This window comes from Pantoea sp. ICBG 828 (assembly GCF_002928355.1).
GTDB classification, from domain to species: Bacteria; Pseudomonadota; Gammaproteobacteria; order Enterobacterales; family Enterobacteriaceae; genus Pantoea; species Pantoea dispersa.
This window is the reverse complement of record NZ_POWN01000015.1, coordinates 12727-36303: the sequence shown is the minus strand read 5'-3', so window position 1 is coordinate 36303 and position 23577 is coordinate 12727. Positions and strand designations below refer to the sequence as shown.

The 23577-nt window shown below is 57.8% G+C and carries 20 protein-coding genes and 1 pseudogene; 2 read left to right on the top strand and 19 right to left on the bottom strand.

Features of this window, described 5'->3' with window-relative positions; translation table 11 throughout:
• Positions 1-138: 138 nt before the first annotated feature.
• From C1Y43_RS22730 to C1Y43_RS24205, 5 genes and pseudogenes are all read right to left on the bottom strand, one after another.
• Positions 139-527, bottom strand: a pseudogene (locus C1Y43_RS22730) (tyrosine-type recombinase/integrase); the annotation flags it as partial.
• Between the two features lie 34 nt (positions 528-561).
• Complete coding sequence (locus tag C1Y43_RS22725) at positions 562-1215, bottom strand: hypothetical protein (RefSeq protein ID WP_199189007.1); 654 nt, start codon at positions 1213-1215, stop codon at positions 562-564.
• A gap of 82 nt (positions 1216-1297) precedes the next feature.
• Entirely contained in the window at positions 1298-1630 is a 333-nt protein-coding gene (locus C1Y43_RS23755; protein ID WP_146068686.1) for a hypothetical protein, read from the bottom strand.
• Positions 1631-1902: 272 nt separating this feature from the next.
• Positions 1903-2211, bottom strand: a complete 309-nt coding sequence (locus tag C1Y43_RS24210) for an Abi family protein (RefSeq protein WP_233209880.1) — start codon at positions 2209-2211, stop codon at positions 1903-1905.
• A gap of 86 nt (positions 2212-2297) precedes the next feature.
• Entirely contained in the window at positions 2298-2699 is a 402-nt protein-coding gene (locus C1Y43_RS24205) for an Abi family protein (RefSeq protein WP_233209878.1), read from the bottom strand.
• 925 nt (positions 2700-3624) lie between these two features.
• Between C1Y43_RS24205 and C1Y43_RS22710 the strand changes: the two genes are divergently transcribed.
• Both C1Y43_RS22710 and C1Y43_RS22705 read left to right on the top strand, forming a co-directional pair.
• Entirely contained in the window at positions 3625-4269 is a 645-nt protein-coding gene (locus C1Y43_RS22710) for a recombinase family protein (protein WP_088516746.1), read from the top strand.
• A gap of 148 nt (positions 4270-4417) precedes the next feature.
• A complete protein-coding gene (locus tag C1Y43_RS22705; RefSeq protein ID WP_088516751.1) occupies positions 4418-4915 on the top strand; it encodes a hypothetical protein in 498 nt (165 codons plus the stop codon).
• A 54-nt stretch (positions 4916-4969) separates the two neighbouring features.
• Here the strand turns inward: C1Y43_RS22705 and C1Y43_RS22700 are convergent, their stop codons facing one another.
• From C1Y43_RS22700 to C1Y43_RS22635, 14 genes are all read right to left on the bottom strand, one after another.
• The gene (locus tag C1Y43_RS22700; RefSeq protein ID WP_104094462.1) at positions 4970-6274 is read right to left on the bottom strand and encodes a DUF1173 family protein; all 1305 of its coding nucleotides are present in this window, start codon (positions 6272-6274) and stop codon (positions 4970-4972) included.
• 48 nt (positions 6275-6322) lie between these two features.
• Positions 6323-6832, bottom strand: coding sequence for a phospholipase D family protein (locus C1Y43_RS22695; protein WP_233209877.1), 510 nt, complete (start codon positions 6830-6832; stop codon positions 6323-6325).
• A gap of 469 nt (positions 6833-7301) precedes the next feature.
• Positions 7302-7529: a KTSC domain-containing protein gene (locus tag C1Y43_RS22690; RefSeq protein WP_104094464.1), complete on the bottom strand. Its 228-nt coding sequence runs from the start codon at positions 7527-7529 to the stop codon at positions 7302-7304.
• Between the two features lie 206 nt (positions 7530-7735).
• Positions 7736-8338, bottom strand: a complete 603-nt coding sequence (locus tag C1Y43_RS22685) for a DUF2913 family protein (protein ID WP_104094465.1) — start codon at positions 8336-8338, stop codon at positions 7736-7738.
• A gap of 315 nt (positions 8339-8653) precedes the next feature.
• On the bottom strand, positions 8654-9151 hold the full coding sequence (locus tag C1Y43_RS22680; RefSeq protein ID WP_088518027.1) for a hypothetical protein: 498 nt from the start codon (positions 9149-9151) through the stop codon (positions 8654-8656).
• Between the two features lie 258 nt (positions 9152-9409).
• Entirely contained in the window at positions 9410-9670 is a 261-nt protein-coding gene (locus tag C1Y43_RS22675) for a DUF2767 family protein (RefSeq protein ID WP_104094466.1), read from the bottom strand.
• Positions 9671-10499: 829 nt separating this feature from the next.
• Complete coding sequence (repA, locus tag C1Y43_RS22670) at positions 10500-11435, bottom strand: plasmid replication initiator RepA (RefSeq protein ID WP_104094467.1); 936 nt, start codon at positions 11433-11435, stop codon at positions 10500-10502.
• Between the two features lie 726 nt (positions 11436-12161).
• Entirely contained in the window at positions 12162-12959 is a 798-nt protein-coding gene (locus C1Y43_RS22665; protein ID WP_104189803.1) for a DsbA family protein, read from the bottom strand.
• 68 nt (positions 12960-13027) lie between these two features.
• Positions 13028-18499, bottom strand: a complete 5472-nt coding sequence (gene mobF / locus C1Y43_RS22660) for a MobF family relaxase (protein WP_104189801.1) — start codon at positions 18497-18499, stop codon at positions 13028-13030.
• Positions 18496-21030 (bottom strand): type IV conjugative transfer system coupling protein TraD, encoded by a 2535-nt coding sequence (gene traD, locus C1Y43_RS22655; protein WP_104189799.1) that lies wholly within the window; start codon positions 21028-21030, stop codon positions 18496-18498. Before traD ends, mobF begins: the two co-directional genes overlap by 4 nt.
• A gap of 99 nt (positions 21031-21129) precedes the next feature.
• Positions 21130-21489 carry a hypothetical protein gene (locus C1Y43_RS22650; protein ID WP_104189797.1) on the bottom strand — a complete coding sequence of 120 codons (360 nt, stop codon included), beginning with the start codon at positions 21487-21489 and terminating at the stop codon, positions 21130-21132.
• 324 nt (positions 21490-21813) lie between these two features.
• Positions 21814-22113 carry a hypothetical protein gene (locus tag C1Y43_RS22645; RefSeq protein ID WP_104189795.1) on the bottom strand — a complete coding sequence of 100 codons (300 nt, stop codon included), beginning with the start codon at positions 22111-22113 and terminating at the stop codon, positions 21814-21816.
• A gap of 30 nt (positions 22114-22143) precedes the next feature.
• Positions 22144-22875 carry a complement resistance protein TraT gene (traT, locus tag C1Y43_RS22640; protein ID WP_104189793.1) on the bottom strand — a complete coding sequence of 244 codons (732 nt, stop codon included), beginning with the start codon at positions 22873-22875 and terminating at the stop codon, positions 22144-22146.
• 129 nt (positions 22876-23004) lie between these two features.
• Positions 23005-23565 carry a hypothetical protein gene (locus tag C1Y43_RS22635; RefSeq protein ID WP_104189791.1) on the bottom strand — a complete coding sequence of 187 codons (561 nt, stop codon included), beginning with the start codon at positions 23563-23565 and terminating at the stop codon, positions 23005-23007.
• Positions 23566-23577: the final 12 nt, after the last annotated feature.

Here is a 23577-nt window from a genome sequence, read left to right as displayed (position 1 = left end):
CTCAAAAACACAAATGAGTACACACTCAAAAAAAACATTCCTATGTTATTGATAAAAAAGAAGTATGGCAACCTCATTCTACTCACTTGAGTAAAAACACATATGAGAGTTTACTCAAATGATATTTTGAAGATGCAGGGCGAGTATCATCTCAAGCTGGTTAACGCACTGCGCGCCGGACATCTGCACCTGGCGGTGGGGCACCACGCCGGCAGGCAGGCGTCCTGCGCGGAGATCCGCCTTTACCTCGCGCTGCTTGAGCGTGGCCAGCTGCACAAACGGGTACGGCTGGCGCAGCAGAAAGTCTCCCCGGGTGAGCGCCAGCGCCTCGATGATGCGCGCGCCGGTGTTCCACAGCGTGGTGAACAGCATCTTGCGGCGCAGATCTGGCATGAGTGGAGCAGGGCGCTGACCTCCGGCGCCAGCAGGTACTTCGGAAGGTCGTCGACCAGCGCGGCCGGGTAGTCTTTGGCCACCGGCAGGTGTGCGGGCGGTGTGGTGTTCCCGTAAGAGATGAGGCCGGTCACATCGCAGACATCCTGTTTAACGTTGTGGCCATGTTTATGACTCCTTTAACTGACTCTGAACATTTTCCCAGAAAAGCTTTGTCTGGATGAGGTGCGCGACCTGAGTTTGATGGTGTTTACGCCACAGCAGCCACAGTAAGTCTCCTGCCGAACTAGGGCCGCGAAGAAGCTGAGCGTTTGGCATGCCACAAACTTTACGAAGGCGCGTAGCCAGTATGAGCGCGCGAAGTCCGAGACGCGTCGCCTGATACTGCCGGGTAAAAAAACCTTCCGTGGGCTCCAGCGGATCGTCAAATTCGAAGGCGCTATGAATAATCCGCTTTGCTTCTTCCTGCTGAATAAACAGCTCGCGTAACTGGTAAATCAGACGCTGGGGCAGGGACCGCCAGTCTCCGCTGACCTCTGTAAAATCAAATGACGGGAAGTCTGTTTCGGCATACCAGCCCCCCTGCTGTTCATCAGGTTTCCCTGCATCTGATGCGACAGGAACGCAGCCCTCACTGAACCTTTCCAGTAAAAAGACCAGCTCGGTGGCGATGAAGTACCGCTCCCGGTTCAGCTTTTCTTCTGATGCCCGCTTTTCACGACGTGTAATAAATATATGCGACAGCCACTGGCTGCACAGCGCGCCTGCAATACCGGCGCCCGCGCTGATAACCGGCACCCAAACCGAAATCCCGCCATCCATACCCCTGTGCTCCTGCTCTGTTGTGTTTTCCCGCCTGCCATCCGGAACCGGCAGGTTCAGCGGGCGCGATCGCCGTCGCGGCTCAGCCCCGGGAGGGCGGCCTGCGCCAGCATCCTGTCGCGGTGCGCGTCAAGCCGCTCCAGCCGGACGCCGGCATCCCCGGCGTGCATGATTTCGGGGCTGCCCGCGTCCCCCTGAACCGCCGGCGCGGATGCAACCCCGGCACAAGGCCGCCGTCGCCGCTAAGGGTACAGATCACCCGCCCGCCGCCGGTGACGATCTCGCGCCGCACCTGCGCCGCCTGCCACGTTCCTCCGGCGATCCGCGTTTCCCTGAGCCAGAGTTCGCGCAGCCGGTACACGCCCCGCGTGAGGGCAGCAATGTCGTCCATCGTGTGACTGTCGATCAGATTCACTGCAATCCACCTTATAATTTCTGATGCAAAAATTAACGGTAATGGCAAAACCCTCTGTGATAGTTACCCTGCATTCAGTAAAGGCCGGAAACATACCACAGGTGATATTACCAACCTGCAATTAACGTAAGGCGGCATCCGGTGGATCCGCTTTCTGCCTGATTTACGGCTTTAGCGGGAGCATAGCATGCGCCGCCGGGGAGAGAAGTTCCGGTTCTAACTGCTCATTTAAATACGGGGACTAATAGTCCCCGTGTAGGCGGAAGTATCAGCTAGTTCCAGAAAGGATCATTGTCCCAACCTTTTGGGAAACCAGTATCAGACATATAGAGTTGAGCTGCATGACTGCCAGAAAAAAGGTTTAGGATTTCAGCCTTAAGATTAATATCACTGATACCTAGAGATTTAATCATTTTGCGCAAAACACATACCGTAAGATAAGGGCGGTATTGATGAGCTTCAGTGATAGTGATTTCAGCACCTATTTGACTCGGAACCGCAAGTTTTGCGTTCCACAATCGGCTGTGATGCGCACACCTATTCCGTACGTCACGGAGGCGGCGAACCCAGTTGGTTAGAATCTTAAAATCATTAGCACCGAACTCTTTAGCAAGGTTATCAAGCAGAGCATTGTTCGGAGCAGGCAGTTGACGAAAATAGCTGTGGTCTATAGCGTCAATATGTAACCGGTGCCTTTCTTTGTATAAAAATATCTGTCGTCCAGATACCAGAAGGGATTATTTGAATAAGCAGATAGTGCGTGATCAAGCCTACTCCTGAGTTTAACCTCTAGACGAGCAATGATGCCAAATAGCAATACACGAAGCTTCTCGTCAAAACGGTACAGCTCTACTCCATACTCAAAATATTCATCCTTCCTGTAATGCTTTCCACCGGGACTTACTGGATCTAATAAAGGATGAAGGTAGATTTTGAAATGATAGTAACTTATCAAACTGAGGGTATTTTCAGCCTCAGCCTCATCTAAAAATTCTAGTTTCTTAGCCTTAAGGTCATTAATAAGATCTGCCGGAGTACGATAAGGCTTGCTGTATAGGGTTGTTGGCATGCAGCATCATCCCTGAGTAGGCAAAAAAAAAGCCCACTAACTTCCCCTAAGGGTTGTTGCAGGCATCATTGACTCTAATACTACTCTTGCTGACGAATACGTCAACCTCATTTAATCAAAAATGATCAATTTGTCTCCTAGCAGGACATCACCATGACTAAGCCATTAACATCGAGAAACCATACAAATCATAGGTGTATGTCAATCAATACATTGGCCAGTCAGGTACGCGATGCCAACGAAGGGGGGGGTGATATGGTTAAATGCAAAAAGATCGCCAATTAAATAATTGCGCACTATTTGATAGCTCTAAATGTAATGGATGGCGCAGATATCCTAATCTGATCAATTAGGCACCCAAAAAACCATAACCAACGAAATCATAACGATATAAACTATATTTTAGACGCTAACACCATGCAAAAAACAAGGTTATTTTTAAAAAGGACATTTTGAATAGCCAATAAAGACATAGCCAATTTAAACCGCATATTGCTATTATTGTCCTGTTAAAACCAACAGGACAATTTAAGTATACTCAAAATGACCAGTGCAAGACCTGAAAAAAAAGGGTGATGTATGCCGGTGACAAAAACGAAAACTTTTTCGGGCAGGGTGGAACGCGTTGTACATGTGGCCACTGTTAATGACGTTAACCTGATGCTGTATGACGTTCTGCTTGCGGAAGAGCCGGAATGGTTGCGCATCTGCACTACCGAGGTTGAGCATGCAGAGAAAATTGCGTTTCTCAGCCCAGACGCTCACATTGAAATCAGTGTACGGGGCGACATAAATATCCAGGGGACGACGTACAGAGAATTTCACTCCCTCCGCTCATGCGCACTGTGAGCGACTTGCCTGAAGACAACGGCGACCGGGAAGCGCTCAGGGATTATTTACGTTAAGAGGAGGGACCGCTGAACCTATGCAGATTGCACGTATTTATCTTCGCGTCAGTACGGATGAACAGGAACTGACCCGGCAGAACAGCATTATTGAAGATGCCCGTGGCAGGGGTTTTTATGTCGCCGGCGTCTATAAAGAGAAGGCTTCAGGTGCCAGAGCTGACCGCCCTGAACTTCAGCGCATGATTGCCGACCTGCAGCCCGGAGAGGTGGTTGTGGCCGAAAAGATTGACCGCATCAGTCGTCTTCCCCTTACAGAGGCTGAGAAACTGATTGGCTCGATTAAGGCTAAAGGAGCGAAACTGGCTATACCCGGCATCGTGGACCTGTCCGAGCTGGCCGTCAGCCAGGACGGCGTGGCCAGAATCGTACTTGAGTCCGTTCAGGACATGCTGCTTAAGGTCGCCCTTCAGACCGCACGGGACGACTACGAGACCCGTCGTGAAAGGCAACGGCAGGGCGTTGAACTGGCGAAGGCTTCAGGTAAGTATAAAGGGCGCAGGCCGGAACCCAAAACGCATGAGCGCATCATTGCGCTTCGCGAGTCCGGTATGACGATTGCGCGTACAGCAACTCTCGCAGGGTGCAGCATAAGTCAGGTCAAACGGATATGGGCCATTCATAAAGAAAATTCTGCTGAATCCAAAGGAGCTGAGAATAAATGACACCAGAAATCGGGGTTTGATGCTCAGTGGAACGAAAACTCACGTTAAGGGCTTTTGTAATACTATGCATGGGAACAGTTTCGAACATTAAAACCCACTCACGATTGGGCTCGCTTAAACCAGGTTGTATAGCTGAGAGGATACAGACATGATCATCTTACTGGGCAGTGCGTTTGTGGCCATGTTGCTGCTGTGCATTTATATGATGAGGAAAATCAGGCAACAGTCTTTCAGGATAAACCAGCTGGAGTCCGCGATTAGGGGGGGAAGTACCGGGAAAAAGATACCTTATGAATCGTTATCGCTTCTGGACAGTCTGAGAAGACAGGCAAAGCAGTGGAACAGTTCAGAAGACAATCCCGAACTGTTAACAGTACGTCCTGCCTTTATCGAATGCCTTGATGATTACCTTACCGGCATTTTCAGCGCAGTACCTGAACTGAACGGCCGTAATGAGATAGCGCCTGCAATTGAGTCCCGTCCGCTTTATACCTCACTGAATATGACTCATTCTGTGATGGTATGGTTTGAACCACATCCCGTCAGCTTCCCCGTGGCCAGTCGTGAACAGTCAGAGCGTATTGCAGCTGCCCTGAATGCTAAAGGAATTGAGGCAAGATGGACAACCAGAGAAACAACGATGTGACCGTTCTGTAAAGTTGCTCTTTGTCTGATCTGATATACATTTCCGCAGCGAGGCTCACCGGGGAGGAAGTGCGGGCATTTCAGAATGCTCAGTAGCGTTCCAGTACCACCAGTTTCCCTTACCGTATTCCGCATCGTAATAGGCCGTCTTCTGCTGCCTGCGCAGCTGATACTCCGGCGTGTTCATGCCGAAGACTTCCACCGGCAGCGCATCCACGCCGGGTACGTCCTTAAGCACGAAATCCGGGAATACATCATCCTCACCGTCGTAGCGCAGCGGCTTAATGAAGGCACGTTTTTCCTGCCACAGCCGGTCTTCGACCATTCCCTCATAGCCTGAATCCAGCGGAATGAAGCGGGGGCTGACCGTCATCAGCGCCACGTCGATAACGGTACTGCAGCTGGACGGCCGGTTGCGCCCGTCTACGTGCCTGAATGTCGTTTCTGGCGGCTCCGTTTCCACGATGACCACGACCTTCATGCCCCGGCGCCAGTCGCCCAGCTCGCGGCAAAAGCTCCTCTCCAGGCGCAGGCGCACGTCCTCCGGCAGCACCAGGTCAGGGAAACCGAAAAACAGCCCCAGCGGCAGCGTGGTCTGCAGCCGCTCATCGGCCGCGTCGCTCCAGGCGGCCAGCTGCGAGATCAGGATGAGGCGACGTGCGCCCCTGCCGGCGTCCTTCGCAATCTGGCGGTTCTGCGCGACCTGCGGCGAATCCTTCATGGCCATCAGCATCAGCGACTGCTGCAGCGGGATCCGGCCGATGTGGATGCGCGCTGCAGTCTCATTCAGGCGCCAGCTCACCCAGCCCGGCGAGCGTTTCTTTTTATCGAATGCAGGATGCCAGACGTTGATGCCGGACTGTTCCCAGAGCAGGTGGAGCAGCCCCAGCAGGCGCATCGAGGGCTGCCGGCGCCGCCTCCCCGGTCCGGCACCGGCCGGAGGCGCATCACGGGTTTTATCAGGAACGTCTTTCTTCTGCAGGCCGGTGGGCAGACGGACCACAAGCCGGCCATCCGCCGCCGCTTTGACCACGTCAGGGGCATAGATGGCAGCCTGTCGCTCATCAGGCCAGACGGAGTAAAAGCGGCAGTCTGGCGCGTGTTCGTGCCCGGAGAAAGCCCATGAGGCGAGCCAGCACTGGTCTGTTTTCTGTGAAAGATGCACTTTCAGGCGCCGGCGCTGCGCCTCTTCCTCCGGGGGATGGCACAGGCAGGTGACCACCGTGGTGGCCTTGTTGTCACGCGCGTGCTTCAGCCAGCGCTGCCACTGCTCCGGCTCAGCGCTACGGAAATCCGCACCGCATTCCCGCGAGCCCCGCAGCCCGGTGAACCGGACCCGATACGTTTTCTTTGCCGCCATCACAAACCCCTTTCCGTAAAGAACGCTGAATATGCGACCTGCGTGATTTTAATTCAGGCCGGCTGCCGGGCAGATTACCGGTGAGGATTCATTCCACAACCGGTTAAATTCAGCCTGATACTGCCGGGCAATATCAGGTTCGTCTTTAATCACCATCGCGTTCTCCGCATTTCTTTTTTCAGCAGAAGACGTGTAATTAAATGAGCCGGTTTCCACCGCACTGCCGTCGGCCACAATAAACTTGTTGTGCATGATGCTGTACATGCCGTTAAGGCGCACGTCCACGCCAGCGCACGCGAGCTGGCTGACAAGAGACCAGCGGTCCCGGCTTTTCTTTTCATCGGCGACCAGCCGGACCTTAACGCCCCGCGCAACGGCCGCTGACAGCGCCTGTGCCACCGGCCGGCTGGTGAAATCATAGGCCGCCACGTCGGCGCTCTGACGCGCGCTGCCGGTGAACTGCAGTATCAGATCCAGCGCCGAGCCCCCGGGCGAAAAGCCGGCCGTTACGGAGGCCTCCGCCCCGTGAATAACGGGAAGGGTCAGTAATGCCGTCATGATTAAAGCCTGTTTTTTCATTATCCTTCACCGCCATAAAATAATGTTAAAATATTTTAACACCTGAAAGACATTAATATAAACATGTTAATATGAATATATTATAAATATAAAATCAGAGCTGAAGATATTCCGTAATCTGACGATAACAGTTACGTGTCAGGGAGCAGATAATATGAATGAATTTCACGAATTAAATATCATGACGTCACGCGGCGATATCCACGGCGCCTTTTCGCTCATCCGCAGCTGGAGCGAAAACGTCGCCCGGAAAATCATGAAAAAAGCGGGCTACCCTGTGACGCCGCACACGGGCCGCGCGTTCTGGACGTGGGTGCAGGAGACCCTGATCCGGGCGGCCCGCGAGCGGCGCTGCGGCTACCGGGCGCGCGCTGAACGCCGGGCACCGGTGCGTCGCTGGCGGCAGCAGGCCGCGGAAGACTATGATGCCTATGCGCAGATGATGGCGTCAGACGCCGCGCCGCAGGCTGCCCCGGAGGGAAATATAGCGCCCCCCGATGTTGCTCCTGAAAAATGCGTCGCCATCCGCGGCCGCGCAGAAGGCCTGATACACCTTTGCCGGCACCGCGAGCCAGCGCCGGCACGCGCCGTTCCGGCACTCCAGCTCCGGCACGCCGGTGGTCGGATCGTAGCCCGCGCTGCGAAACAGCTGAGACGTCACTTCATGCCTGTTCATGGTGTGGCTCCTGTCAGGGCCATCGCTCACGTGGCCGCCGTCCGAAAAAGCGGGGTGCCGCCGGTCAGCGCCCCGTTCAGGGAGTAAAATCAGACGATTTATTATTCAGATTACGTGGGTGTTGTTACCGGCCGCCCGCCGTGAAACCTGAGCTGGCGCGCAGGTTCACTGTAGTCTGAGAAGTTCGTCAGCTTTCCGTCCTGCCTTCACGCTGCACTGAATCCGTCCGCGAGGAGAAGATGCTGATGTTCATCAGAACCTCCGGCCGCCTCGCGTCGCCAGCCCGAACGCTGCAGCAGCTTATCCAGCGCGGCCAGGTCGCCGGTGATGCGCGCGTCCAGGGGGCTGTGCTGCCGTCCGCGTTCGTCAAAGCCGTTATCCAGTGCGCTGCGCCGGAGGTAAATACCGGAAACTGACGGGCTGAGCCGCAGCTGGCGGCGGCCGCTCCATTCGTTTTCTGACAGCACCATATAAATCCAGCCGGTGAGCTTCACGGCGTGCAGGGCGTGCTGGAGCCGGAACAGGTCGTTCTGCGCCTGCAGGTTGCCGTTGCCGGCGCGCCACAGGTAGTCGAGCTTGCCGGGCAGGTCGGCGCGCAGGCCCTTCTCCCGGCCCTCTTTCAGCAGCCAGCTGATGTCGCTCGCCAGCGCCCGGGGAAAGCGACGCTGCTTTTCGGCGGTGGCCAGCCAGCGGGTCAGAAACAGGTTGTCCTGTGCAGGTGAAGTCACGATCCCGTCGCGGCGGGCGGTATGCAGCGCAATCAGGCCGCACCACGCCAGGTGACTGACGTTCACGTTGTCGTTATTCATAAGCCGCGTCCTTCATGCCGGACCACATGAAAAAATGGCCCTGAAATACGGCATTTTATGACATCATCAGGCCTGAGAAAACCCGGCGGAGCCGGAAGGAGGTTCAGCAGCACGGCCTGACTTTATCCGGCTGGCTCCGCAGATTTTCAGTCCCGCAAATCAGGGCGGGAGCAGGCGTAATGAGAGCGGTCCTGGTATCCGGAATCCTCCGCGGCAGTTTACGATTTGTTGAGCATCAGCCCCCATTTGAGGACTGACGGGCAGTGTGCAGCCCGCCCTCTATGCCGCGTCAGCGGCATATGTAAGTGCCTTTACTCATTGTTTAAAATCAGAAAAAACATCGTCAGTGATTTGCGCAGTAAACCGAATACCTCTTGGCAGCTCAATATTTACACTCTTTTCAGAGTTAAGCTGAACAGTCACTGGAGGAACCGGAACTGATTCAATGACGTCGCCTACCAGTTTGCCGTTCACATATCTTTGGGTATCGTAATAGTTGATTTCCCCAGAGATTTCTGCTTTGTAACCCTCATTATTTTTAACAAGATCGATATAAAGAGTGGTCGCGTTAAATTTTCTTTCCAGCGCATCGTGGAATTGTTTACCCGGAAGAGGCAACAACGGATAGAGGCGGATGTGACGGATTTTATCCTCCTTAATGTAGCTAAGTACCGGATCTGTATATCCTGCTTTTCCGGAAACAGGAGACTGCATTTCCGTTTTCAGATAGAGGGGAGCAGAAGATTGCGGTTTTGTTGCACAGCCTGTCAAAAGAACAGCTGCAGCCAGAGTTAAGCTGGTTAATAGTTTCATTTTATTCCTGTTTCTATGTGGGATCTGTTCAGTATATCGGCTGAATTATGCGTGGCTTGATACCATTTATAACGAGGATTTTGATAGAAGCAGGCAAGCAGTGCGCAGCCGGCCCCTGAATGCCGCATGAGCGGCATGGAGGCGTCAGAAAGAATTCAGGACGGCGCTGATGCCATCGGGCGCAGTGAGCCGGAGCCGGTTACAGCGCCACAGAATAAACTGGCCCTGATATTCGGTATTTCAGGACGTCATCAGCCCTCAGAGAGCCCAGTCGCCGCCATCGCGGTGCCTCTCCACGACCTCCTGGTCAGGATAGATTTCCAGCGTCTCGATCGCACTCAGCATGGCCGTTTCCATCTCCGGCGACCATGCCTGCGTTCTGGCCAGTTCTCCGCGGATAAAGCCGGCAATCCGCAGCCGCGTGGTTTCAAGACCGTCGCCGGCCATGGCCATGACGACGGCGCCGATCATGGTGTAAACCCTCTCCAGCTCCCCGTGCTGCTGTTGAGTCATCTGCATCGCACTTACCTCTCAGACGTAGCCGGACGGGCGAGCAGTGCGCAGCCCGTCCTGTGAATGCCGCGTGAGCGGCATGGAGGCGCCAGAAACCGTTCAGGACTGCTCAGATGCCAGCTGGCGCCGTTAGCCCGGCAGAGCCGGTTACAGGGCCGATGGTGGCGAAAGCCCAACCCCGCCCTGATCGACGCCGTTTAAGCAGCGGCCTGTCAGCAGCTTATCAGTCAGATGGTCGGAGACGAAAGAAAGATACCGCGGGCCTCCGGCCATAAAGCAGCTCAGACTCTGTAGTTACAGCATCCATTTATCAGCCACTGCAGTTCCGGCCCTCCGGGCCGGGCGGCCGGGGCTGGTCAGTGGGGGCAACCGGGCTTCAGGTACGGCGCGGGTCCGGCCTGAGAGGGGCTGGATGGTTCAGAACTGGCTGATTACAGTGAATTCTTTGTCTGTTGTAACTAACTGCTCAGAAGGGGCCCGCGTCAGCGGGAGGTGCTTCAAATTCTGAGTGGCGCGGACGTTTACGGCCGCTGTAAGCGAAGGCCTTATTTATCCCCGCAGAATGCCGGCATGAACACCTTATTTATCTTTTCTGATTAATTCTTTCTGACGTAAGTCAGGAATGTTTTGCGGGTAATTTCAGATCTGTTTGCAGGTAAGTCACGCTTTACGATTGCGGGTAAGTGTGGATAAAAAATTCCGCGACCGGAGAGCAGCGCGAATGAGGGATATTTTGCGGGAAAACGGATGCCGCGGCGGGCCGGAAATGCGCGATTTTATCTGCGGCACAAACGCCTTTACCGCCAGTTAAGGCGGTAAAATTCGCAGGTGTTCGTCAGTGGACGACGTCGGGCGGGGCCGGCTCGTAGCCGAGGCCGAGCTCCAGCTGGTTCAGGTTCTGCCACACCAGGCGGTCAAAGGCCTCCGCGTCGGTGTTCATCAGCTCGTGGTTCGGCAGCGTCCGGATAAGCCAGCTGGCCATCGCCGTACGGCGCTCGTCGAGCGGAAGTTTGCCCAGCTTTTTGCGGCGCTTCTCTTTCACGGCCTTTTCACGCCGCTTCAGCAGCGTGGCCATGCGCATGTTCTCATACCAGCGCTGGCGGGCGGCGCGCACCGATTCATGCGTACCCGGTTCGATAATGCCCTCCGCTTCAGCTACAAGGCGCTCGTTACGCTGGACATACAGCTTATCCATATTGACGCCGCACAGCTGCCAGAAACGATCGGTGAGCACGATATGGCGCGGCATCCAGAATTTCTCAACCGGGTCCCACTCAAGCGAAGGCATCTCCAGCAGCCCGTATCGCGCCAGCTCCGGAAAAAGGCGCGACAGCCGGCACGGCTCGACCCGGGTGCCGGGTATGACGTCGCCGTTATCATCTTTCGGGCTGAGCTCTTCTGCGAGACTGCCAACGTTAACGGTGACTACCCAGGTGGCTATATCAGCGCGCTGTATCAGCAATGGAATGATCGCGTCAATCAGCGCGCGGCGCTCCGGCCGGAAGTCGCGCTCGCGGCCGGCCGCGTGGCGCAGCCTGACGAAATACGGATTGCGTGAGATCCGCTGGCGCAGGCGCAGCTGGCCGGTGGCCCGGTCTTTCACGACGAGCCGGCGCATGGCGTGGCCGAACTCACCCGGCAGCGGTCGATAGTTCTGCGGCGCGAACCAGACGGGCTCAGGACATTTGCAGGTGACGGCGTGATCGCCGCGATGGCGCCCGTCAGGTCTGGAGGTCGGGTCGTTTAACCCGATTAAAATCTGGTCATTCACCCTGTCCTGAACTTATGGCGGACAGGGGTTGTCTTATGAACTGCATGCGTTATAATCCTTTGCAGGCGCAGCGCCTGCTTTTGGACCCCCTGATTCTGAATCTTCCGCCAAGTTGATTAAGCAGAGTCAGGGGGTTTTTGCATTCAGAGCCCGGTAAATGCCGCGCTCCGTACCCTGGACGTTTTAACGGATACGTCCCATCCGGTTCAATTCTGCCCGCGCCGCGCATGTCCGGCCACAGGTTTTCGCACATCCCCGTCATCAACCACCACAGTATTCGACAAGGATCTAAAAAGGATCGCCTCCCGGCGAATTCTGAAAAGAATACCCATCTCAACCGGTTAAATCCAGCACAGATTGCACATAGCACGAATCGTATGGATAAAAAAAGTTCACCGATAAATTTTACCGTGACCGTCATCACAACTGCGGTTGTGGCTTAACGCAGTTCTGCGCCTGGCGGGACGCTGAAACGACTGAGAGCACGGGGGACGGGTAATTTTTCATTATTCAGCGGAACGATCGCGGACGATCGCCATTCAGGCGACGGGCAGGGCGTTCAGGCTGAGGCGTACCGCAGCGGCGCGAGGAACGAACAGCCTGAACGACGTGGCCGTCAGGGGGTAAAGGTTCTGGCGGGATGGCCGATACCCCCTCAGGCGCTGGCAATGAAACCATTCTGATAATGCCGGCGCTGCTGGTTGCCCGGTTCTGCACCGGGCTTTTTTAGTTTCCGCCCGCGCGGACGATGGCCTGCTGCAGGACGTCTTCACTGACGACGCCCGGGATGACGGTGGTGTTGTCTGCCGTGGCATTCTCAGCCGGCATGACGACAATGCCCGGCGTGCCCGTCAGTCCCAGCATCTCCGCCAGCGCGTCGTTGTTTTCGATGAGCCTGTCGGAAACGGCGCTGTCATCACCGGAAGCGGCACCTGCGCCGGCGGCCGTGGCCACCTTTTCAATATCCTCTGCCGTGAGTTTCCCCTCGTTGTGCCCGGTCCGGTAAATCCCGTTGTGGAAGGCCATGTAGGCCTCCGCGCCCTGCCTGCGGTAAATACCCAGCCCGCGGTGCGAGGCCAGCGTCGATTCCGGATAGCGTGAGGCAAAGATGGTCCAGTCACGGAAGGCAAAGCGTACGCCGGCGTTGGCGGCCATCACCTTTTCCATCACCGGCGCCATCATGCTGCAGGCGATGCATTCATAGTCAAAGAACTCCGTAACGATGACCTTCGAATCCGCCGGCCCCTTAACCGGTACGCCGTCGAATTGCATCAGCAGCCGGTGAGCTTTAAGCGCAGACTGCACGTAAGCCTGCTGCTGCATCGCCTGCTGGCGCGCCTGCAGCTTTTTGCTCACCTCAATGAGCACGTCGGGATGCGCCACCAGGTAGTCAGCGGCAATTTCACCTATGCGGGCCTGCTGCGCGGGGGTAAAGTCTGCAGCCTCAGCCGCATTCGATGGTGCTGAGGGCAAAGCGGTGCTCATGGCCAGCGCAATGGCGGCCAGTTTCAGGATCTGTTTCATGATTTCTCTCGCATGCCTGCGCGGAGCAGGCGGAAGGTGAGGCGGCCGCACAGGGCGGGCCGCAGTAATTAACGTTCTTTTTGTATGTTCCGGGACGGCTCGTGAGAAAGTTCGGGCGGCAGGCGCTCGGGGCCCTCGTGCTGAGCCGGCATGCTGATCCCCGCCGCAATCTCCCTGTCCGTCCGCGAACCTGCGGCAAGCTCTGTTGCCAGCTCTGATTCTCCTTTTCCTGAAGGCACCGGCTGCTCCCGGCTCTCCTCCGGCATCCTGACCTCCGGATAAGCCTGCCGGCTACCTTCCAGAACCCGGCCGGCCAGGTCCGTTTCGTCCACGGCAGGCTTCGCGACAGGGTCCACAGGCTGCTCAATGTCAGCCGCCTCCTGTGGAACTGCACGGCTGAGGTCTGCGGCGAGTTTTTCCTCTGCCGCCACGTCTGCCCGCCCGTCTCTGACGCTTGTCTGCACCTCCGGCGCGTCCGGCACATCAGGCTGATGCACGTCCTGCCTGACGAGGTCTCTGATGGTCTCGTCGCCAATGCCGGTGGGTGCCGCCGGCGTGACCGGTTCATCCGGAACAGGCGGCGGGCTCTGCAGGCTTCTGACCGCCTCTTCCACCGCCGCCCCGGCGAGCGGCTCCAGGCCGCCGGAAACCTTCAGCAGCTGCGGAGACGGAGCGGCGTCCCCGGTCTTCAGCAGAATGCCGGATGTCGGGTATTCTCGCGCCGCGCTGAGCGCCTCTTCCAGCGTGGCCACCACAAGTGTTTCTCCGTTCCGGCTTTTCTGTACAAGTGCGGCCTGCGCGCCGTCGGTGACGATACGCCGCTCGGCCCCCCGATCGACGTCACCGCTTCCGGGGCGCAGCGGAACCATTGTCAGGCCCGCCGGTTTACCGTTACCGTCAAACACCGGCAGGGCCAGGTGGGGTTCAGGGAACTTTCGCGTCGGCGGGATGATACGTGCCGTCACGGGGCTGCCGCTGAGGCCGTTTGACCGCAGGTACGCACGGCCAATTGCGGTTTTCGACGCGGCCTGCCCCATCGCCCAGATCCGCCGGGCCTGATCCCGCTCAGGCTCCGGCATAAGCGCGTCATGCGCCGTCGCCGGTCCGTTTTTTCGGACGCCGAGCGTCTCCATCCAGCCGGCTCTGTCATCTGTAACAATCTGGACATGGTCCTTCGCGCGTGAGACGTTGATATAAAACGCCCGCGCGCCGCTCATCCGCTTACGGGCACCTTCCACGCCTTCCAGCGCCAGCGAGTACCGGGCACTGGCACCCTGTGCACCATAGCCGGTGACCGCCCAGCTGTAATCCACGTGCCGGTCTGCCAGCGTTGTCGCCGGGTCGATGACCTTCACCCCGCTGCCGTTACGCAGAACAATCTCACCGTTTTCGCGCAGTTCATCGACACGGTATTGCTCGTGCGCAGCGTGACCGGCCTGCTTCTGGGTTTTACTCAGGCGGACGCTGTCACCGGTGCGCAGCTCAATTTCACGGTGTTCAAAAACCTCGATTTCCATTGCGTTAAGCTCCTGCGGCGACCAGTAGTGCGTGCGCCCCGCTTCATCCCGCAGGGTGACGTTGCCATTTTCGTGGTCCACGCCGGTAACGTGCAGATACCGCTGGTTCGCCATGACCACTTGACCGGTTTCCCAGTCCTTTATGCGGTTAAAATCGTGCCGCCCGCCATTAATCCGGTCCAGGACAGAGACGGTCCGGGCTTCCCCGCCCAGCTCTTTCGCCGCCACCATCGCATTATGGATGCCCTCGTTGATGGCTCTGCGGTCTTCATGCAGCTGCACCATGATCATGGTCTGCTCCCGCGCCTCATCGGTGCGGCTCATAAAGTCAGCCACAATGCTGGACACCGGGTCTGCTGACTGAACAATTGATCCGCCAGGTACCACCGTACCTGACCGGCGGGGTACAACGTCTGGCGCGACGCTTTCAATCTTTCTCAGCGCCGCTGCGGAATCATTACCGATGATGCTGTAAACCGCAGACTTCAGCGCCGTATCACGCTGGCGCACGATTTCCTTCATCACCGCGACGTCGATCGGGCTCCGCTCCTGCATCAGCTGGAACGGCGCGCCACTTTCAGGCGACTGCAGCTGCGCAATGTCCCCCACCGCCACGGCACGGCCGTTGCCGGCAGCGATTGCGCGGTACGCCGCCGCGGTGTCCTGGTTACCGATCATGGAAGACTCATCGATAAGAAACAGCATATTGTCGTAGCGGACGTCCTCACCGGCGGCGCTGCGCGTCTGCCAGTCCAGTACAAACGACTTAAGCGTCTGCGCATCGATGCCCGTCCCCGCCATCTCTTTTACCGCCCGGTGAGTCGGCCCCAGCCCGACGATAACCGGACGCACGTCAGCCGGCAGGGTATCAATAGCCGCCTTTACCGCATTAAACTGGGTGGTTTTACCGACGCCCGCATACCCCTGCACGGCCGTAAAGCGGTCCGGACTCTTCAGAATAAGCGAGGTGGCCTCTTTCTGCCCCTGCGTCAGGCCTGACAGAAGAGACGGATCGACCTGTGCCATCAGCGGCACCTGTGTGTTTTTGCCCCGATCGATTTCACCGAGGATGGCTTTTTCCATCTCCCATGTGGACCGCGCAACGAAGTTGGGCCCGGCGCTGGTCTGTACCCCGATGAGATCACCTTCCTTAACCTGCCGGGTAATTTCATTTTCGATGAGCTTCAGGTCACCACAGAACGTCAGCGCCTCATCAAGCAGTTTTGTCCGGGAGAAAGCGACCTCCCGCATCTGCGCGACGCCGCGCGTAACGGCTTTCTGCGCGTCAGAGAGCAGCTGCGTACTGAGCGTGTCTATGGCCTCACTGGCGTCTTCCTTCCCGCTGGCCTGACGGACCAGAGACAGCGGGGAGCGTGTTGAGCGCAGGCGGCCGAGCTTCTCTTCCGCCCGGCTCAGGGCTTCGCCGGTAAATATTTCGGCCTCATGGCCAGACTGCGCCAGCGCGTTAATCATGCTGACCGACAGATCCTGAGCCCCGAGGCTGGCCAGCACGGTACCGTGCTCGTTGTCCCGGCTTCCGGGGGCACTGACGTAGCCGTATGTAACGTAAAGCGGATTTGCCGGGTCGATACGCAGCGGCTTTTTCTGCCCCTCCCGCTGCACGACAAGTGCGCCATTCTCAACGGACGTGACGGTGAGGCGATCACGTGCCTTCAGCCCGGCGTTTTTGTCGCCGGCAAGCGCAAACAGCCGCTCCCCCGCAGCAACCTCCAGCTGAGACTGTGTAAACAGGCGCCAGTCACCGGAAAGTGCGCTGAGCTTTACACGGGACAGTACACCATCCCCGTCGATCAGGGAGAGCATGCGGGTTTCATCATGTACGCGGTCAATGACGTAGTGATGCGTTTCATTTCTCTCCGACCTGTCTTCCAGCACCATACCGGCGCGGTAGGTCTGAGGGAGGCGACGCTCTTTTGCTGTCATATATACCGGCGTGCGCGCCACAATGCTGACCGGCGCCTCCCCCAGTCGTCCGGCTTCTTTCAGCGCATTCCGGATGACACCGGTCAGCTGGGCCTGCTCACGCGGACCGGCCACAACCGCCGTCACGGGACCGGCTGCGGGGTCCATTCCGGCAAAACGCTCTGCGAGTGCACGATAGCGCTCGCGCTTGTCCTGAATGCTGGTCACGCGGACCTCAATACCGTCAGACGGTGCGTTCAGGCTCTGACGTTCTACCCCCGCTGCGGTCAGCACGGACAGTGCGTTCGCGTTTGACTGCCGTCCGGCGCTGTCCAGAAACAGCAGCTGCGCGTTCTGCAGCTGAGCCTCTCCGGTCAGCACCAGCATTTCCTTCAGGCTGAGCTTTTCCGCACTTTCCACGATGACTGTACTCTGGGGGGCAAGGCTGAAGGTGCCATCAAGCATGCGGCTGCGGTGGAGAAGCCGGTCTTTGAGCGCCGGTGATTTGGCAAAGCTGAGTGCGCGCTCGGCTGAACTGGTCAGTACACTGACCTCGCGCCCCTGTTCACGTGACATTGTCACCAGTTCTTCTGTTACCGCACGCAGACGGCCGACTGAGGCCGGTGCGCTGATGATAACGGCGGGCGCCCGGGCCACGTGCTCAAGGTGCCCGGGAACCGGACTGCCGGTGAGGCTGAAACTGACCACCCTGTTCTCTTTCAGAATATCCGCCGCCAGCGACTGCACCGACAGCTCATCCAGCAGGTGAATGTGCGAGGTAAATACACCCTTATCACCGTCGAGAGGCACGAGCAGGTTGTCATGAATCGCCTGATCCAGCGCCCTGCGCAGGTCCGGAATGCTGTTCTGCAGCTCACCGGCGTTGTGTGCGGTCAGCAGGATGTCCCCATAGGTAAACCGCGTTTTGTTGTCGCTCAGCACGGAAATGGCGGTGCGGACCGCCTCCATCGCCTGCACTGGCGCGTCCTGCACCTCACCGGCATCAGGCCGGGATTTTTCACGCTCGCGGGCTTCATTCATGACGCCCTGAAGATCAAAACCGACGTCGTCCATCTGCCGCTGCCAGCGATCGCGCAGACGGGCCCGTCCGTCTGCGGTTTCCGGCTTAGCGATCGGCTCCTCCTGCTCCCGGACTGCGGATTTTAACGTCGCCTCAGTGCCTGCTTCAGGGACTCTGCCAGACGTATTCACAGCCAGCTCTGGTGAGGCGGGCGGTTCCTGCCGGGTGCGTAACGGTGCCATTTCGTCTGCGCCATACTGACTGATATCCTGCTTGCGCTGGCGCGTATCCAGCGCTGCCACGTCGCGGCTTTTCAGTGAAGCGTCTTCGCCTGCGCGCGCATGGATTTCACGATGGCGCGATGAGAATTCGTCCAGTACCTCCCCGGTAAAGCCCTTTATTTCCCACAGGTCGTGCCGGCCGCCGGTGGGCAACGTTTCATACCCAATATCCTCCGCCTTACCTTTCAGCAGGTTGCGGTAAATTTTGCCGTACGTTATCTGGTTGCGGTACACCGTTTCGATGAAGCCGGCGCCGTGGATCGCATCGGTAGCCAGCGCTTTCCACTTCCCGTCCAGCTCCGTCACGTTGGCCACCACTGCGTGAGTATGGATCTGCGGGTCGAGGTTACGCGAAGTGTCGTGCGTGAACAGCGCAGCGACCATTTTCCCGGTTGGCGTGATGCGCGTGACGCCGTCCTTCGTATCGCGCGCGCTCACCATCTGTTCCATGATGGCCAGCGTTTCTTTCACCGCATCGTGGTGCGCCTCCAGCAGGCGTTTATCGCCGCCGGCGAGGATCAGCATTGAGACGCTCTTGGGTGCCGAGAAGGTAAAGTCATGACCGGGGCGGTGCACGTGTGCACCCTGAACGTCCTTACCCAGTACCACACCGTTGGGGAGGCTGCCGTGCAGAATTCCGGTGAAAGTATCGAGATCGACCGGGCCTTCCAGCCCCAGCTCGCGCGCGCCTTCCCCCAGCCACTGGGTGGGCATGTCGTCCATAAAGTAGTAGTTATCCTTGCTGCTGTAGTAGCCGGCAGCGTCGGCGGCAGAGGCCACCGGAGCAACGGTCATCATCGTTCATACCCTCCCGGGTCCAGGCTGTCACTCATCTCCTGGTACGCCGCGTAGTCGTCGCGGTGTCGCAGGATGTTTTTTTCGTCGTCGGCCATACGCTCGTTGGCGTCGCCGTGCTGTGCGGCGCGCTCCTCCTTACGTTGCTGTTCGGTTTTACGCGGGCTGATGTGCCGCACGGTCAGCCGGCCCCCGTCGTCTTTTTCCATCTGCATGTGCAGTTCGGGGGCTTCACCCGCGGGGGCTTCGCTGTCGGTTCCTGCATTACCTGATGTGCTGTTCTGGAGCCTTCTCATCCTCTCCAGTGGAGAAAGCGGCGAACCCGCCTCTTTCCTGGCCGGTGCCGGCGTAGGAACAACCCTGATGGTTTTCGACGGTGCTGTGGCGGTACCGCCCTCCGGAACAATGGCAGGTGTGGATGATTCAGCCGGAACCGTAGTGACGCGCGGAACTACTTCGCGGCGCGGGAACGGTCGCACGTTAGAAGACCCTGACGATGCGCTTATGTCGGGGGCAGGCGTAGCGGGAACAGCAGGCTGGCCCGGTGCGACAGACGGCTTCCCCTCTCTCACGGTAGCCGGCTCCGGCGTCGTCACGGGGACGTCAGCTTCTGCCGGCGCGGCGGACGGCGAGGCAGCCGCAGGTTTAACCGGAGCGGGCGCGGAAGCGCGGTCCTCCCCTTCCAGCCACTCCTCTCCGGTCGGGAACGAAATGTCCGCCGCCCGGGCGCTGCGCTCGTTATTTTCGATGATGCGCTCGAGTTCGGGACTCAGCCGGTCACGGAAGTCGCGCTCCATCAGCGCCGGATGATATTTCTTCTGTTTGCGGTACTTCAGGCTCAGCTTCACCACCGGGTATTCGCCCGGCAGGCGTACGTAAAAGCGCAGGTTGGGCATCTTCATAATCTGGTCGTAGTCCACGATGGGCTCGTTGACCTTGTCCCTGCTGATGGAGATACCGTCCCGAATCTGGTCGAGGCCGTAGCTGTTCTGTTCGCGCGCCTCGCGCCGGCGCTGATGGCCCAGCTCCTCTTCCACCATTTTGGCCACCTCGGCGCTCGGCGAGCGGCCGTAGGCGCGGGTGTTGAGCAGGTCAAAGATGGCTTTGGCCATCTCGCGGCCGTAGATGTGCACCAGCTGCGGGATGTTCTGGATACCCAGCACGAAGCAGCCGCCGAACTTGCGCGCTTCGGCCAGCGTTTCGTTGAACTCCGGTATCTTCTGCAGGCTGGCAATCTCATCGCCGACGAACCACACGCGACGGTCGCTGTTCTCCCCCATGCTCTGCAGCAGCAGGGTGGCCAGCGACAGCCACATGGATATCAGCGGGCGCACTGCCTTGCGGTGGCGGGCTGTGGTGGAGATAAACAGCCAGCTGCTGTCGTACTGCGCGTCGGTCATCCACTCGCGGATGCTGAACTCCGGTTTGCCCTCTTTATCCAGCCCCTGCAGGTAGCGCAGCGACTTGGCGTAGTTGGTCAGCACCGAGCGGATGGAGATGGCGGTTTTCTCGATTTTTTCCTCGACCAGGTTGGCCGACGGGGTGTTTTTGAGAAACTCGCGCAGGCTTTTCAGGTCGATCGAGAGGCAGGTCTTCAGGAACGTCTCGATGCTGCGATCGGGGCGTGAGGCAAACTGCATGGCCGTGTCGCTGAAGATGGTGCGCGACGAAGACACCCAGAACGGGTCGGAGTCCCCTTCCACCGGCATCAGCGCCGCCGTCATGTTCTCGTAGTCCACCACGTCGCGCGCCTCGCGCCACAGCACCCAGTTTTCACAGCGGCTGTCGTGCGCGTTCAGGATTTTGTCCAGGCGCTCGTCGTAGTGCGTCTCGATGAAGGTGCCGCCGGAGTCGTACACGATCGCGCGATCGCCGCGCCGGCGGATATAGTCCAGCAGCCAGCGGATGAGCGTGGACTTGCCGACGCCGATGGTGCCGTGGATCAGAAAGTTCATGACCTCGGCGTTCTTCACCATGTTCAGGCCGCCAATCTGCAGATCGGACTTCTCGCCAGCCTTTTTCAGCAGCCGGTTTACCTCCTTCGGCTTATCGGTGAGCGTCATACCCGAGATAAATTCGTCCTCGCTCTCCTTCTTGCCGATGCGCCCCACGTACCAGGCAATCAGGCACCAGAGCAGGCTGGCGGCGATGCCACATGCGGTCGCGATAAAGCGCAGGTTCGCCATAAACTGGCGGCCCATCTCCTGCATCCACGGATTGGCCAGCAGCTGCGCCGGCGTCAGCTTTATGGTGCAGAGCTGTGCACCTTCGCCGCAGTGCCAGAAGATGTCCCACGTAGCGCCGGCCGCGCCAGGGGACAGACCCAGTAGCGAATGGGTGGGCCACGCCGCCCAGTACCAGAAGCCGTTACGCAGTACGTCGTCAGGCGTTGTCAGCCAGAACAGACCTGCGGTGGCCGCCACGAACAGCAGCAGCATCCAGTGAAATATCCAGTTGCTGACCTGCGCAAACATGCGCAGGCGGTAGGCCGTCATCTGGCCACCCTGTGTCAGGTATTTAGGGGTAAAACTCATGGGAAACTCCGGAAAGCGCGCAGGCGCAGCCCGCCCGGGGAAATCGGGCAGGCTGTTGCAGGGAGAGAAAGTGGCTGAGGGCCGCGCGGGCCCAGGAGATTATTTCAGGGTGCGAAGTGCGGGCGTGTGGTTATGTCCCGTGCGGCGCTGCAGCCAGTGACCAGCCATCAGGGGGAGACCGCAGGCAAGGAACAGCAGGTTCCAGCAGGCAAGCGTCAGGGCAGACAGCACGCTGCCGGCCGTCAGCACCAGTAAAACCAGCAGCGCAGTGATAACACCAGGCGGCATCATATTGCCCTGCATCGTGCGGGTGGCGAGATCGAACGCGAACAGATGGCTTTCGGTCATGATGGTTTTGACGATATCAGGCCCGAACTGCCACAGCACGAGGGCGCTCCAGGCAAAAAACAGGGTAGTCCAGACAATAAGGGTGCGTGCCGCACCGTTGAATGTGAGCATGGGGTTTTCCTTCAGGAAGTTAAGAACAGGGGTTAAATACAGCCGTTACAACGCTATTCCCGACGCGCGCGAAGCGCAGCAGTAATACTTCAGGGAAATCAGAGCCACGCTCCCGCCACCCCGTGCATCAGGGGGGAAGCGTAAAAGGGGATCCCGTGAGGGAGGAGGACAGCACCCGTGGTGGTGGTGGTGCTGTCCCGGTGTCCGCAGCCCGGGGGGCACAGACGGGGGTCGGCAGGCGCCCCGTTGTCAGGAGAGTGTTCTCATTTCTCCTTAAGGCGCGTGCCGCCGGTTCTCACCGGTCGTTAAGTAATACCAGGTAATTCAGCGGCCTGCAAGCTTCAGAATGCGTTTTATGGCAGCCTGCAGCACGGCGGTCAGGACCAGCCCGCACGCCCCCATACTGATGATATAAAGCAACATCGCCGCCAGCATGAACATGCAGAACTCTCCCGTTCCCGCTCCACCCGGCGTGGCATCGAGCAACCTGAGCCAGTCCACAAAACGCCAGGGGAGCCAGCTGTCCGTTACGTTCACGAGCAGCAGGGTGATGATGGCGGCTGTCAGCATCAGATTCAGGAAGCCGGGCAGTGAAGACGCCAGTCGTTCAATTTTTCTGCGCATGGCGCCTCCCGCATCTGTCAGCTGACTGAATTACATGATCCCGGCAACAGACTTCGCCAGCTGCGCCTCCAGCACCGGCTTCGCCTCTTCAAACTTCAGGTTGACCTTGTTCGCGTTTGACACCACGCGGGTCTGGTATTTCATGCGGTTGCCCTCTTCGCTGCTGGTCTGCAGTTTGATGCCGGAAGTGCCCTGACGCAGCGCCGCCACGTTGTCCGTGGTTACTGCAGTTTTGCTGCGTTCAGAAATCTGCAGATCGGTCACCATCGTGAAATTAACATCCTCTACCAGTGCATCTGCGGCCATACCGGCCAGGCCGGTAGCCAGACCGACACCGAGGATAGCTCCGCCAGAGGTGCTGTTATAGGCGGTGATCCCGCTGCCCAGCGCGGCACCCAGCACGCCCCCTTCGTAGCCGGAGGACAGGAAGCCCTGTGCCTGACGCAGATCCATCTTCTCGGCCTTCAGAACGTTGGCCTGAATCCAGTAGTACGCAGCGTCAGGATTTGACGTCACGGTATAGCCCTTCGCGCGCAGGTCCTGCGCCAGCAATGGCTCCAGATCGCTCATGTCCTTGTCGGAGGTGTTGCGAACCTGCAGGTAAACAGTCTTCTGGCTGGATGGCTCAAGCCAGACGGTCTGACTCATCTGGGTTTTGACGTCGAGGTTGCGTTTTTTGATGGCGGTACTCATGGCACCACAGCCAGAAAGCATCAGGGAAGCAGCGGCAATCGCCGCCACGAAGGCGTTACGGTTTTTCATAGACGTATCCTTGTTTTACGGAAAAAACGGGACAAGCGCGCCCCGGGGCACGCTGTTTTAATGGGTGTTTTTTGGAGAGAACCCCTCCGTCAGAGTGCCGAAAGGGGTATCGGCAGGAGCCGAGAGAACTTAAATCTTTTTAATAATCTTGGCGAATTTACTCATCGCCCCAGCAATGCCATAACGCGTTAATTCTGAGCTTATTGATGCCTGCATGATCAGGTAACTAATTAGAAGAACGAACGGAGCGGCATAAAATAACTGCGGAATAAATGCCGCAGCGATTGCTAACATGCCATTTATGACTATTGCTACTTCACTTATTTTCCTAAAGAGAGCAGTTAACCTCTGTATCAGTAATGACTTAATCCTGACTTCTTTGGGGATGGAGGTCAAAAGCATAAACGGAGTGTACAACATGGCCATTATCGCAATGGCCAGGATAAGAGTGAAGCCGCCAAAAGCCAACGTCAGCCCCTGATAATGCAAGATTGGATTAATCCAGACATCATCTGGGGGTACAAAACTATAGATGATGTATGCGAGCGATAATGCATAAAATGACAAGCAAGACATAGGGAAAACAGCACTCGATTTGATTACATCGAATGCAGAGGGAATCAATCGCTCTCCGGATGCAAGGCTTTCAAAAATAAAATCCGCATCCTTCTTAATATCGTTATACATCATCGCTAGCACCCC